General features: G+C 42.6%; 12 protein-coding genes. 5 read left to right on the top strand and 7 right to left on the bottom strand.

Annotation, left to right across the window (positions count from 1 at the left end; genetic code table 11):
- Nucleotides 1-12 precede the first annotated feature (12 nt).
- Together NSS67_RS11350 and NSS67_RS11345 are read right to left on the bottom strand one after the other, a co-directional pair.
- A complete protein-coding gene (locus NSS67_RS11350; RefSeq protein ID WP_339319627.1) occupies nt 13-1,125 on the bottom strand; it encodes a hypothetical protein in 1,113 nt (370 codons plus the stop codon).
- A gap of 188 nt (nt 1,126-1,313) precedes the next feature.
- Nucleotides 1,314-1,844 carry a hypothetical protein gene (locus NSS67_RS11345; protein WP_339319626.1) on the bottom strand — a complete coding sequence of 177 codons (531 nt, stop codon included), beginning with the start codon at nt 1,842-1,844 and terminating at the stop codon, nt 1,314-1,316.
- A 262-nt stretch (nt 1,845-2,106) separates the two neighbouring features.
- Between NSS67_RS11345 and NSS67_RS11340 the strand changes: the two genes are divergently transcribed.
- Nucleotides 2,107-2,325 carry a hypothetical protein gene (locus tag NSS67_RS11340; protein ID WP_060622498.1) on the top strand — a complete coding sequence of 73 codons (219 nt, stop codon included), beginning with the start codon at nt 2,107-2,109 and terminating at the stop codon, nt 2,323-2,325.
- An 88-nt stretch (nt 2,326-2,413) separates the two neighbouring features.
- On the opposite strand, the gene NSS67_RS11335 is transcribed toward NSS67_RS11340, so the two are convergent.
- Nucleotides 2,414-3,427, bottom strand: a complete 1,014-nt coding sequence (locus NSS67_RS11335) for a Gfo/Idh/MocA family oxidoreductase (RefSeq protein WP_339319625.1) — start codon at nt 3,425-3,427, stop codon at nt 2,414-2,416.
- A 103-nt stretch (nt 3,428-3,530) separates the two neighbouring features.
- Nucleotides 3,531-4,385 carry a sugar phosphate isomerase/epimerase family protein gene (locus NSS67_RS11330; RefSeq protein ID WP_339319624.1) on the bottom strand — a complete coding sequence of 285 codons (855 nt, stop codon included), beginning with the start codon at nt 4,383-4,385 and terminating at the stop codon, nt 3,531-3,533.
- Between the two features lie 183 nt (nt 4,386-4,568).
- Between NSS67_RS11330 and NSS67_RS11325 the strand changes: the two genes are divergently transcribed.
- From NSS67_RS11325 to NSS67_RS11310, 4 genes are all read left to right on the top strand, one after another.
- Nucleotides 4,569-5,474, top strand: a complete 906-nt coding sequence (locus NSS67_RS11325; RefSeq protein ID WP_339319623.1) for an AraC family transcriptional regulator — start codon at nt 4,569-4,571, stop codon at nt 5,472-5,474.
- 461 nt (nt 5,475-5,935) lie between these two features.
- Nucleotides 5,936-7,126, top strand: coding sequence for a coenzyme F420-0:L-glutamate ligase (locus NSS67_RS11320; protein ID WP_339319622.1), 1,191 nt, complete (start codon nt 5,936-5,938; stop codon nt 7,124-7,126).
- 88 nt (nt 7,127-7,214) lie between these two features.
- Nucleotides 7,215-8,114, top strand: a complete 900-nt coding sequence (locus tag NSS67_RS11315; protein ID WP_339319621.1) for a LysR family transcriptional regulator — start codon at nt 7,215-7,217, stop codon at nt 8,112-8,114.
- Between the two features lie 78 nt (nt 8,115-8,192).
- Entirely contained in the window at nt 8,193-9,134 is a 942-nt protein-coding gene (locus NSS67_RS11310; protein WP_339319620.1) for an NAD(P)H-binding protein, read from the top strand.
- Between the two features lie 398 nt (nt 9,135-9,532).
- Here the strand turns inward: NSS67_RS11310 and NSS67_RS11305 are convergent, their stop codons facing one another.
- From NSS67_RS11305 to NSS67_RS11295, 3 genes are all read right to left on the bottom strand, one after another.
- The gene (locus tag NSS67_RS11305; protein WP_339319619.1) at nt 9,533-10,672 is read right to left on the bottom strand and encodes a 5-methyltetrahydropteroyltriglutamate--homocysteine S-methyltransferase; all 1,140 of its coding nucleotides are present in this window, start codon (nt 10,670-10,672) and stop codon (nt 9,533-9,535) included.
- A 173-nt stretch (nt 10,673-10,845) separates the two neighbouring features.
- Complete coding sequence (locus tag NSS67_RS11300) at nt 10,846-12,402, bottom strand: response regulator (protein WP_339319618.1); 1,557 nt, start codon at nt 12,400-12,402, stop codon at nt 10,846-10,848.
- Nucleotides 12,399-14,072, bottom strand: coding sequence for a histidine kinase (locus NSS67_RS11295; protein ID WP_339319617.1), 1,674 nt, complete (start codon nt 14,070-14,072; stop codon nt 12,399-12,401). The genes NSS67_RS11300 and NSS67_RS11295 overlap by 4 nt, the downstream gene beginning before the upstream one ends.
- Nucleotides 14,073-14,077: the final 5 nt, after the last annotated feature.

Here is a 14,077-nt window from a genome sequence, read left to right as displayed (position 1 = left end):
TACTAACACTCCTCACTCATCCGCTTCAAGTTTCAATACTGTATCTGCAACTTCCCGCCCGTTAACCAACAATACAATCCGGTGTTCCCCTCGGTAATGACGCCGAGTGGTTAAATTAGCCCAGCGATGCGTCCGTTTGCCTGACAGAATTGTACCTCCAGGTACTGTTTTATCCGATAGTAGAAAAGATTTACGAGAGGTTCTACCTGTAGCCTTCACGAAGTAGATTCCATATTCTATTCGAATACGGGCTGGCGTTCCTTCGCGAACTTGAAGCTCGTATTGCAATTCAGAGCTTTCGCCAATCCGCAGGATGGAAGGATCAATCACTATGGAAGCACTCGTTATTAATGGTGTTGCTTCGTCTGCTTGCTCCGCATAACCGAATAAAGCCATAATCTCCGGATTAGCTTTACGGATTAAAGAACGACAACCATGCCGCACAATCCAGTCTGTGAGGGGATCTGAACCTATCCAACGGCGTGCTGTTTCGAGCACAATCTCCGGGTGATCCTTAGCAATATCGTTCAAATTGTTAGCCACGCTCTTGCGCACATATAGAGACGAATCCGCTTTAAGCTGCTCAAGTACTGGTAACACTGGTGCTGGATCTAGCTTAAACATTGGGAGAGCCTGTCCCCACGGTAGACGAGGACGACAACCCTCACTTGCTAACCGGCGTACATGCTCATCGGGATGCAAAGACCATACTAGCATCTGCTCCATCATCCGCTCCGGTTCACGCAAGAGAAACGGCCTTACTGCAAATTCTGCTGATGATTTCAGTGTGAATCTCTCCAGCGCTTGCATGGACAGCTCCCAATGCTCCGCCCCCTGACCAAATACCTCAACAAAGTCTGGAAAGATCAAGTATGGAAATCCCACACAATCTTCAGTAATGGCGAACAAAATCGCTAGCGCCTCCTCATAAGGAAGGTGCAGGTGGCTTCCAAGTGTCTCCGTTATCCGCCGCATTCTCGCCTTAAGTTCGAGAGCGTCCCAAGGCTCTGCCATCGCTGAAATTACAAACGCCTCCGTGTCGAAGACACCGTGTACGTTACGAATCTTTTCGCCGAAATCATGCAGAAACTGTTTATTGTACATCGCTTTTAAAGGTTCCGCCATTGTATATCCCTCATCTTCTTGTTTAGATCATCAGAGTTAATCTGTTAAGAAATCGTAACACACCCAATTTGACAACAGTATGTCAACTTCGGTCACTCCCTAATCTAGAACATCAACCTGCCTTATCTCGAGATTAATAATGCCCACCCCTATCGGATATGGTCAAAAGAATCCTGTTCCTTCAGTTCTTAATTAATTAGCACCTTCACCTGCTCCAAACTTTGCTCTGCACGGCTGTTCAATGCTCTTTTATCTTTAAGACCAAGCTCCTTAAGCTCATGTCCAGGGTCAATGACCAGCGGCTGTGAGATTACATTTTCAAGGATTTGCACAGCAACTTTACAGGCTCCAAATAACAGCTCTTTGGTGATCAGTTGTTTATGAGAACGAATAATTTCAACCAGTTTCTCTGCATAGATCAACTTAACTAAACTATCCGCACTCATAATATTACGCGAGGCAAAAGAGGCGACTTTTTCCACAATCCAGCTATCCTGATAATTTTGGGAGATAGACTCCAGCATCGTCATCGCTTCCCAATCCCGTATCGACAACTGCCCGGCATACTCCAAGGCCATTTCGTTCAGCCATTCTAATTCTTGTTCTCTAGGAATTTCAAAACTCTTATACTCTTTAAGGAAACCTTCCTTATGCATATTTAAAAAATGGCCCAGAAATCGTGTGTATAACGCCTTGGCTCTTTGTGTTTGTTCTGTCATTTGGCGATCATCCTTTCACTACACAAATCATATCCGTCCGCAGGATTCTTTTCAAACCAGAATTAACAAAAGGACAGACAGCGAAATAATTTCGCTACCTGCCCTCGGATAATCTTCGGAGAATAAATACAATTACAACCAAATTTCTCATATTTTCGAACAAAATCAAGTAATTCCTCCTCAAAATCATCCGTAAAACGTGGTAAAATAGTTCCTTAGGATTATATATATTCATGTTGAAGATATCACCGGAGGGAATACCATGCCACATACACTTAATAAAAATATTGATTTTTTTATAGCCGCTTTATCCCAAACTTATATTTCTGCCCTACAGCTTGACCCTGATGGAATGTATTCAGAGGTAGCCTCAGGAATTGTTGAACAGTTCTCCGATGAACAGGTACGCCTGAGAAGATATGACGGCTCTGTATCTCACTATGCTAGGGACAATACAAAATTCCAGCGCAATAAAGGATAGCTTTCATGCATGCCAAAAAGACGTGACTGGAGAAATCATCTACAATGATCTGTTCTCTAGTTCACGTCTATGGCCACTCTATATTCTGTTAGTTAAGGATCATCCATTCCCCTTCGGCATCCGCTGACTTTACTTCCGCCTCTACGATTTCCAAAGAATCCGCTGCACTCTCCGGCGTACAAATGACGATGGGCTTATCGTGAATAATTGCATCCAGGAAATAAACCAGCTCTCTGTAGTACCCCGCATCTGGGGAAAGCTCCACTATAAAGCCTTCACCATCATTCGGATTCACCTTAACCTGACTTCCGTCAAATACAACATTTCCTCGCTCGAAGTTAACTCTGTACCCCATGTAGAAACCAAAGTCGCCCTCCAGCGTCCAGTCCACCTGAGCATTGATCACCTTTGCATCCTTATAAAAATAGTGTGTAGAAGCTATATCGTATCCGCTTCCCGGCAGAACGTTACGTCCCAAAGTCGATACTTTAGCCGGTCTGCCGAACAAATAGTTAATCATATCTGTATCGTGAATATGCATATCCGTGATACATCCACCGCTTAGCTTCTCATCCAGAAACCAATCTTTAGGAGCTCCTGAACCACGGTAGAAATAGCCTTCCATCACTTTACCAAATTGCTCAGTTTCCACAACTTCTTTCAAATATTCATACCCCGGCCAAAAGCGAAGGCACTGTCCGATCATCAGTTTCTTACCACTGCGCTCCGCTGTTTCTACCATTTTTTGCGCTTCTACTGAAGTTCTAGCCATCGGCTTCTCACAGAAGACATGATATCCTCGCTCCAGTAGCGAACAAGTCATTTCAGCATGCAGGTAAGTAGGAACCGCAATATCGATCATATCCAATTCTTCGCTCGCTATCATTTTCTCCAGATCATCGTAGAGATTGTAAGCTGTCAAATCATAAACTTCCTGAGCAGTGCTCATATTACCATCCGCTTTACCGTCTTTCAATTCCTCAATTCGCAAATCACAGATAGCTTTAAGGACGATTGGATGCCCCTCTTCTGTTAAGCGAACATAATTATCAAAATGCATCCGGCCCATAAATCCAAAGCCAATCAAACCGATTTTCAACATAATGAAGCCTCCCGTTAAATGAATAATACTTTATCAAAGTTCATTCGGCCCATAAATCCAAAGCCTACTAGTCCGACTCTGAGCACTGCCTTCCCCGCTTACTTTAAGCTTTAAAAGTGGTGCGTCCGAGAATGGCATCCATAGCTGCGGAAGTATTAAAAATAATTTGCTCTGTATAATGTGTGTATGATGGTATCATTTCACCGGTAACATAATTGTCGTATCCAATTTCATCGAGCGCTTTCATAACTGCTGGATAATCCACATCCCCAGCGAGCAGATCAACAAATCCGTGAAGCCCACCAGCCGTCCGGCGGTAATCCTTGAAGTGCACCTTCTTAATTCTATTCCCTAAAATCCGTATCCACTGCTCTGGATAACCTGAATGTACGATATTCCCAACATCAAGATAGGAGCCTACATAGCTGGAACCCACCGTATCAATAAAAGTACGTAATTCGAGTGGAGACAGCAAGAATTTATTCCACACATTCTCGAGACCAATGGAAACACCTGCTTGCTCAGCATCCTTAGCTAACTGACTAATTGCTTCCAGCGCTCTATCATAAGCTTTTTCATAATCTACAACCTCACAGCCCTCGATAAAATCCACACCAACAGCGCCAGGGATGACAAGAATCGTATCTACACCAAGCGCAGCCGCCAGCTCCAGTTGCTTTTTGCATACGTCGATTGCCTTGGTTCGATTAGCTTCAGATTCACTAGTCATCGCATATGACCAATACAGACCTGTCGCCAACCCAGCGATCTCTAGACCCGTTTCATTAATAGAATCACGTAATGTACGCGCCTCCTTCTCAGTGGTTTGTAGACCAAGTTCCCCCGACTCGTTTAAAGACAGCTCGATACCATCAAATCCAGCCGCCTTGGCTAGACGTACACATTCTTTAATTTCTGTTCCTTCGCGAAACGACCAGATGTTTATTCCCTTTTTCATTTGAACCCTCCTCATATTTGTTTTTTTCCGTTTTCAATGAGATTGATTTAGAAATGCTTATATCCTTTATATATTTATATTATAATAGACTTAGAGTTAGAATTATTTAGGTGAAGTAGAGAATTGTTGCACGATTCCGGTCTAAATTAATAATAAATTCTAAACTGCTGCGGAGGCATGTACATGAGTGAAAAAGAACCCCATTATCCCCTGAAAAAGCACGTACCTTCTCGTGATTGGTCACCCGGAATTCACTATGCACAATTGCAGACCCTTCCCCCTTGCACCTTTCCGAGAAGAAGGTTATATGACTTTGAGCTTCTATACGTTCGCCAAGGAAAATTATCAACTAAGATGGACACGGAGGAGTTTATACTAAATTCTGGACAGCTAATTTTTCTCTCTTCTGGGGTATATCATCAGAATGCTATCCTGTCAGAAACAGATACCAAGCTTATTGGCATCCACTTTGATTTCTTTGGGGAATCGGTAATTACACATGAGGAAGATATGGTAGTTAATGAGGATGAAGTAATAGGTGAGAAATTCGCCTATGAAGCCGTAACCGCTCCTTTCATGCCATTGTCTCAAGAACCGATTTATTCCCCTTCACCTGAATGCGTTCATTCCATGGAGCAGCTTGTTCATGAATTTACTATGAGGCCTGCCGGCTATGAATGGGTCTGTCGGGGACTTCTGCTTGGCATTCTGACTTCGCTGCTTCGAACGCAAAGCTCTCGAAATGCAGCTAAATCTTCAGTCCACACTGAGCGTATCAGGGTATTAATAGAAGATTTAGAAGAGAGATCGGCAGAACGCTGGACGAACAAATCCATGGCCGCAGTCATGAATATGCATGAGGACCATTTTGCCAAGCTATTTCGTGAGGTGGCGGGGATGCCCCCAGGGGAATATCTTCGTTCGATCCGCCATAGGGAGGCGCGTAAGCTGCTGCGGGAAACAGATTGGCCCATCGAAACGGTAGGCGATCAAGTCGGCTATCCCGATATACATTATTTCAGTAGAGTATTCACGGCGAATGAGGGGATTTCTCCGCGGGCGTATCGTAAGTTGTCTCGGATTCTATAGATTGGGCATGATCAGATTCAATCTCTTCAAGTGCAACTAGCACGATGTCGCTCCAAGATGCTGATGGTTGACTAACCATTATCTATAAAACAGCGAATAAACCTGCAAAAGTACATTTTTTAAGGATACGAGGAGGGTTAAACTATTGATTCCTGCAAATCTGCAGTTATTCTCGCTCCAGAAGAAGCCTTCGAGCCATAAGTGAGGATATACCTGCACATTCGCAGGTTTTGGACTTCATGCAGAGAATACCTGTGTAAAAAGCTGTATTTTAGCAGGTTTCCTCTAATCCAGCTAATCGTTTGGATGAATAAGCAAGATTAAGTTCAAGATATAAACCATTTTTATATTAGATATCATAAACATTAATTTCACTTATATCGCTTAAAAAGGTATAGTAATATAGGGATTATAACCATTACTTATATATAGAGTAGACCCTTACAAGAGGAGAGATCATATTGGAAAGAGTAGTAGGAACAGTGGTACGTGGACTCCGCGGGCCCATCATTAACAATGGCGATAACATAGAAGAAATTGTAGTTCAGACCGTATTGAATGCAGCAAAAGTCGAAGGTTTCTCGATCGAGGATCGTGACATTGTAACCGTAACTGAATCCATTGTTGCTCGGGCACAAGGAAACTATGCGACAATTGATAATATTGCTACTGATATTAAAGCGAAATTCGGCGAGGAAACCGTGGGTGTTATTTTCCCAATCCTTAGCCGTAACCGATTTGCTAACTGCTTGCGCGGTATTGCCAAAGGGGCAAAAAAAGTAGTCTTAATGTTAAGCTACCCTTCTGATGAGGTGGGCAACCATCTTGTAGACATTGACGAACTTGATGCAAAAGGAATCAATCCTTGGACGGATGTATTAACAGAAGCTCAATTCCGTGAGTTTTTCGGCTATATCAAGCACCCATTCACAGGTGTTGATTATATTGAATACTATAAAGGTTTGATTGAAGCTGAAGGTGTAACCTGTGAAGTGATCTTCTCCAACAATCCGAAAACCATTTTAAACTATACAAAAAATGTATTAACTTGTGATATTCACACTCGCTTCAGAACCAAACGTATTCTCACAAACAATGGTGCGGAAAAAGTATTTGGTCTGGATGATATTCTTACACAATCCATTGATGGCAGCGGCTTTAACGAAGCTTATGGTCTACTTGGATCCAATAAAGCAACAGAAGAAAGTGTAAAGCTATTTCCAAATAACTGCCAACCTATCGTGGATGGTATCCAAGCAAAAATCAAAGAAATTACAGGTAAAACTGTAGAAGTTATGATTTATGGCGATGGTGCATTCAAAGATCCGGTCGGCAAAATTTGGGAGCTGGCAGACCCAGTTGTATCCCCTGCTTACACAATAGGCCTTGATGGAACACCAAATGAAGTGAAATTGAAATACTTGGCTGATAACAACTTCTCTCATCTTCGTGGCGAAGAGCTGAAGCAAGCCATTTCTAAATACATCCAGAATAAAAATGATGATCTAGTCGGTGCGATGGAAGCACAAGGGACTACTCCTCGTAGATTAACGGACCTTATTGGATCTCTATCCGATTTGACTTCAGGTAGTGGAGATAAAGGAACACCAATGATTTATATTCAAGGTTATTTCGATAACTATACAAAATAAGATTAGTACAAACAGGGAGTCTCCTAAACGAGGCTCTCTTTTTGCTTTCTGGGGTATAATAGAGCAAATAGCGGCAGCGGAGGATAATATGAACATAAGAAAGATTAAATATTTTATTGATCTCGTTGAATGCAGAAATTTTACCGAAACAGCCAAAAAGAACTACGTATCGCAGACTACGATTAGCCAACAAATTGCCGCGCTTGAAGAGGAATTCAACATTCAATTAATTGATAGAAAGCAGATTCCCATCGAGCCAACTAAAGCCGGATGGCTATTTTATGGCGAAGCCCTCATTCTCTGGAAGCAATACAATCATATGAAGATAAGTATGGATAATTTTCAAAAGTATAACACGCAATTTTTGAGTATCGAATATGCGGCGATGACAGATATCCAAAGTTTATTGAAATTGATACCCTCGTTTCAGGATCATCATCCGAATATTAAGCTTGAACTGAATAAAGTATTGCTAAAAGATATCGCAGAATACTTGCAAAAAGGGATTTATGACGTGGCGATTGCCTTTGACTCCGAGTTTCAGGGAAAAGAGGACATTGTAACCTATCCCTTATATAAGGGGCGTTATTGTGCGGCTGTGAGTCATCACCATCCTCTTTTCCATCATGAATCGATCACCAAAGAGGAATTATACGAACATCCGCTTGTCATGCTGAATCCAACGGTTATTGGAAACTCCTATCATCTAATGATCCAGCACGCAATTGAAGACGGCTATCAGCCGAACATCCTTCGAACCGCAGACGATGTGGAAACAGAGTTGTTTTATATTATAACAGAGAACCTAATCGGTTTTTTCCCGGATAACTATCAACTCGCCTATCTTCAAGATGAAGTTCGTCTAATCCCATTAGAAGATTCACATCACACCTTTGCAATCGAAGCAGGTTATCTCAAAAATAATACAAACTCAGCCTTGCCCTCCTTCCTTCAGCAAATCCAAATTGGATTTAGCAATCGACCATAAGTTTTATGTGTTAGACTATGTTCATTTTTTCACATACTATGAGGATATAATTCATTTCAACAAGGAGTGACGATGATCATGGGTAAATTATTATTGACTGGTGTCGATGGAAATCTAGGGAAGCAAGCTGCGGAATATTTATTGAAGCTGGTGGATAAAGACCAAATCATTTTTTGCGCCTACGATCCTGCATGTTTGAAAGAATATGCGGAACAAGGAATTGAAACGCATGTAACCAACTTTAATAAAAAGGACGGCCTTGCCGAAGCTTTTGCTCATGCCGATAAACTTGCTCTAATCTCCATGCCTTTTGTTGGGGAGAAACGCCAAAACGCACATAAAAATGTGGTAGATGCTGCCAAAGAAGCTGGAGTCAAACAGATCATTTATACTTCACTGGTAAACGCGGCCGATGAAACCAATCCAAGCGTTGAAAAAATTGACCATGTATATACCGAACATTATGTTCAAAGCGTTGGGTTAGATTATATTTTCCTTCGTAATTCCCAATATGCGGAAGCCATGATTACCAATTACTTCACGTATGTGAAAGGTGACGGGGTATTAACAAACAATCAAGGTGACGGCAAAATGGCCTATATCTCACGGAAGGATTGTGCAAAAGCCGTTGCTCATGCCCTAGCCTCCAACTCTTATCATGAAGCGATTCTAGATATCAATGGGCTAGAATTGATGACGATTACCGACTTCATTAAGATCGGTAATGAAGTCACGGGTAATCAGATTACCTACAAAGAAAACACGGATGAAGAGAATTATACCGTATTCGAAGCAATGGGCGTGCCTAGAACCACCGATGGTGTATTTAAAGAAGATTCCGAGGCACCCTTCTCTTCTGAAGGTATGGTTACTTTCGGACAAGCTATTCGTGAAGGGAAAATGGATATTTTTACGGACGACTTTAAAAAATTGACGGGACAAGACCCTATGACCGTGAAATATATGTTTGAACACGCCGATGAATTCCAGGTTGGCGAAAGACACTCTAAAGACAATTAAAAAGTGACACTTATTGTTCCTTAGGGTAAATCCCTGACTCATCTGCCCCGTACAGCTCAATCATATGCTCGTCCTGGAGATAATTAGGGAATTCCTCCCTAATATTCAGAGGATTCTGGTTTCAGACTAATAATTCGGGAATTCTTCCCTGAAATTCAACTGATTTGATGATAAATTTAGATACTCCCCCGATTTTTAGGGAGGATTTCCCTGATTCTATTCATCAAAAGCAATTATCGGCTTTTATTAGGGAGCTTTTCCCTGATTACTCTCAAGCCACTCGTATAGACGGAGCTAAACTGTTTATTGGTGTATTCGCTTAATAGCAAAATACACCTTTAGCCAAGCGGATGAACATCCGAAAGGCTAAGGGTGTATTTTCTATTTTAAACTTACAATTAATTCCAGATCTCTTCAGCAATCTCTTTAATATAAGCAAGCTTACGCCATTGCTGCTCCTCTGTCAGGTGATTGCCTTCTTCCGTGGAAGCGAAGCCGCATTGCGGGCTCAAGCAAATCCGGTTTAGATCGACATATTGCTTCGCTTCCTCAATACGTTTCAGAATATCTTCCTTGCTCTCCAGCTCACCAAATTTGGATGAGAACAGGCCAAGCACGACCTGCTGATTATCTTTTAGGAAGCGTAATGGTTTGAAATCGCCGGCACGTTCAGTATCAAACTCCAGATAGTAACCGGAGTAATTATTGATGTTCAGAAGCGTTTGCGCGATAGGTTCATAGCCTCCACCCACTCCAGCATAAGTAGAAACATAATTGCCTCGGCATACATGTGTCGTTACAACGAGATCTTCCGGCAGACCGGATACCACTTCCTCGTTCAATTTCGCAAGCTCGTTCGCATATTCAGCTACATCCACGCCAACCTGATTCATAAATGCTATAAACTGTTCGTCGCACAGTGCTCCCCACGTGCAATCGTCGATTTGAATGCTGCGGCAACCCGCTGCATAAAAGGCAAGGATCGATGCTTTGTACGCTTTAGCAATATCCGAAATAAGCTCTTCCCGATTCGGGTATATTGCCTTAGTGCTTTCCTGATTTTCTGCCCGGTCCAGCTCAAACAGGAACTGCGTAGCCGCAGGAATCGATTGACGCGCAACAACGTCATCACCTGCAGCGCCTTTTAAAAATTCATAATGCGATACAAATGGATGGCTGCTATAACTTATTTTTCCGGTCAGTCGGGCTGTTTCTGGTCTGGACTGTGCACCGTTAAATTGATAGCCTTGATCAATAATGGTCCGCTCTACACCATCAAAGCCCCAGAAGAAGTCGAGATGCCACCAAGAGCGGCGGAATTCGCCGTCAGTTACAGCTTGAAGGCCAACCTCTTTTTGTTTCTGCACGAGCTTAACGATTTCGTCGTTCTCCACTTCCTTCAGCTGCTCGGCGGTAATTTCGCCGTTTTTGAATTTTAATCTAGCCTCTTTCAACGCTTGAGGGCGCAGGAAGCTTCCAACAATATCATATCGAAATGGAGTAACGGTTCGCTTTTTAAGTTCGGTTTGAGTGCTCATAGATTAATCTCCTCGTAAAAAATTATTAAAATTAATATAGCACATCCGACTGACAATACCGTTACACCAATGAGCTATGGCAGGTTATAATTATTAGCTATAGCTAAATTCTTAGATAATTGTAGGGAGACAAGACAAATAGAAGACGGTTTCCCCTCTCCTTCTTTGCTACCTCATTGTTCGGTCATAAAAGCTGGCTGCCTGTCTTTACTCGGATTGATTCCAAAGTGTTTTTTGTACAATTTGCTAAAATAAAAAACATCTGAGATCCCCACTAGATCAATGATTTCCGAAATCGGATGTTTGGTAGTCCGAAGAAGTAACCTTGCCTGCTTCAGCCTATAGGACTCCATATACTCCATGACAGTTATACCCTGTTGTTCCTTAAAAAGCTTAGACAGATGCGATCGGCTTAGATTCACATGAGCACAAACATCCTCTAGAGATACCTTGGTGGCATAACGGTCATGAATGAAAGTTAAAGCCTTAGAAATCTCTTTACGATGTCTACTATTCCAATCCAGCTCTCCAAGCCACTCTGTAAAGACAACCTTATAATCCGTGAGCCGGAAAGCAAGAAGCTGGTCGATATCCGACTTCAATGACGCAGGGACGGCAAACCCGCTTTTCTCAATAAACTGAATCAGCGTCTTTAAGTCTCCCTTGACCGATACAGATGGACGGCATAAATGGCGGAGCAGCTCGAAATAGGCCTCGATCACGCCAGGTAAAGCCGCAACCTGAAGCCTTTCATTGCCACTTCCCTCCACGGATTGAAAGAAAGAATACAAATCCAAGTCTGCAACCGGCGCTGGCACATGCTTAGTATTAACGATACAAGCATTTTTCTCATAGAAGAAATGAACCAATTGCTGACGGGATTCTAACACCTTCTGAAAAAAATCGTCCATATCGCTAAAGTCGCAGTTAATCAAGAAGGAGGCCTCAAGCCCCAGATACTGCTTAGTGATGGCCGAAATATTCTCAATCTTCAAGGCGTGACGGTCATCGTCAGATTCTCCTAGATCAAGGACAACAAAGCGATTATCCCCCAAATGAAATAACTCATTTCCCTTATTCCATTGCTTAATGATTTCACGCACTACATTAATCAGAGCATAAACGGCTAGATCGGCCCGGCCCCTATATTTGTTTCCTGTCCAATCTACGAATCTTTCAATTTCCATTATTGCAAATTTCGAAGGAGTATCGAATGCCTCCAGGAACACGGAAACAGCCAAACGCTCGGCTCTCCGAAGAAGCTCTGCATTGTGGATATGCCCATTTAGTCGTTCGTAGAACAAAGAATTCTGCACCATCAATCTTTCGTTGGGTTCGAACTTAGCTTCTTTTTCCACAGTTTTATCCAGAAAAAGAATCGCTCTATTGATTTCCTCAACCACGCTAGCTTTAGTAATCGTTGCTTTCAAAAGATATTTTCGTGCCCCATACTCCAACGCCTTCTGCGCCAGCTCAAATTCGGCGAAGTTGCTCAGAACGATGAACCATAAGTCAGGATACCTCATCCGACACTGTCGAATCAATTCCATTCCATCCATGACTGGCATCCGAATGTCAGTCAGCACGATATTCGGGAGTGTCCGTTCCATTTGCTGCAGCGCATCCTCACCGTTCACTGCCTCCATGACGCATAGACCATCCATGCCGCGAAGCATGGCCACCAGGTGAGTGCGAATGCCGTATTCATCGTCCACGATCATAATATTCATATAATAGTTTCACCCTTCAACTCCGGAATCGTTAAGGAGATAATGGCTCCATTTGGCTGCCCGCTGGTTATCTCTAATACTGATCGTTCTCCATAATGCAAACGCAATCGCTCACGAACATTATTCAGCCCAATAGAATTACGTGAAGTTGATGCGGACGGAACCATAGAACTAACACCGACACCATCATCAGAAACGGTGATTCGGACACCGTCACCCCAACTTTCGGCTTGAATGAGAATCCAGCCCTTTATTCTCCCACTGAAGCCATGTTCAAAGCTATTCTCCACAAGAGGCTGTAATAACATTCTTAAAATTGGCAAGGGAGTCAACTCCTTAGAGAAGTCTACCGTCACAACAATGTTTTCGCCGAATCTAGCCCGTTGGATCTCCACATATTTCAGAAGATATTCCTTCTCTTCTCCCAAGGTCCAATATCGTTCGTTGCGATATAATTGTTGCTGTAAAAGATAGGATAGCGACAGCACGAGTGAGCCTATCTTATCCTGAGAGGATTGTTCTGCGAGAAAACGGATCGTATTCAATGAGTTCAACAGAAAGTGAGGATTCATTTGCTCCTGCAGTATTTTCATTTCCAGATTCCTCTTCTCTGTAGCAGCCCATTCCAAATTGTTGCGGGAGATCTGGAGGTTATGAGTTAACTGTTGCAGTAACTCTGATAATTCAGCTAAATGATAATCAGAGTGCACAGCGTTGGATAGATTAAGCGAAGGATTAATCAAACGTTTGGATAATAACCGTATTTGATGAAGCACCTGGCTGATCGTCTTCAGTACGAAGGTCGATGTCGTGATGAAAATGACTAATATAATTAGAATCGTTGCTATGACCGTAAGTTGAAAATAGCGTAATTCTTTCTGAATAACGGCCGTGGAGTCCGTCTGGACCATCGTCCATGGAGTAGGCAGCAATAGGATCTCCGAATCTGCAGTAGCTCCGTCTTTCCTTGGTTGCTCCGGTCGAGTGGCGAAGATCAGATTATTACTGTTGTCCCAAATGGCATATGACCCCGTATCGTTACCCAATATTGCTTTCAAATTCTCTAAAGGAGTAACTACAGAAACGATCCCTTTTTTGCTCGCAGTAACCGGACTAAATATCCACCGACTAAGTACGATCAGAGGCTCACTTCCCTCTTGGTGCTTAAGCAATCCCCATTGGTAGCTATTGAAAAAATCGTACCCGTTCCACTGAACCGTATTGAGGATTCCCGCTTGCAGTTCTCCTTTTTGTAAACCAAATCTAGATGGATTAGACTCAAACATATTCCCGAAGTTGTCTTGTATGACGACCGCATACTTTTCGTTTAAGAAGAAGGTGTATTGAAGCCGTTCAATGGCCTCAAGATAGGTCGAGTTTTTCTGGATGCTCAGCGGATCCTGCTCTTGTAGCGCTTGGATAAATGCTTTGTCGTAGATAAAGTTATTGGTCGACATGAAAGCCCGTTGAAACAGGTCCTTTACCCGGGAGGCAGTCTGCTCTACTTTAATTCGATTAATCTCCGCTACTTTATTCACCATTGTACGTTCGAAATAATGATAGGCAGCAAATAGAATGATGATCAATGGAATGAAAATGGCGACAAGTAAAATGATAATTCTCCGCTGTACGGATCTCGCTCCTTGATACCACTTTCTTCCCCATCTCATGACAT

The organism is Paenibacillus sp. FSL R10-2734 (assembly GCF_037963865.1).
Classification (GTDB): Bacteria; Bacillota; Bacilli; order Paenibacillales; family Paenibacillaceae; genus Paenibacillus_AQ.
This window is presented reverse-complemented; position numbering and strand designations above follow the sequence as displayed.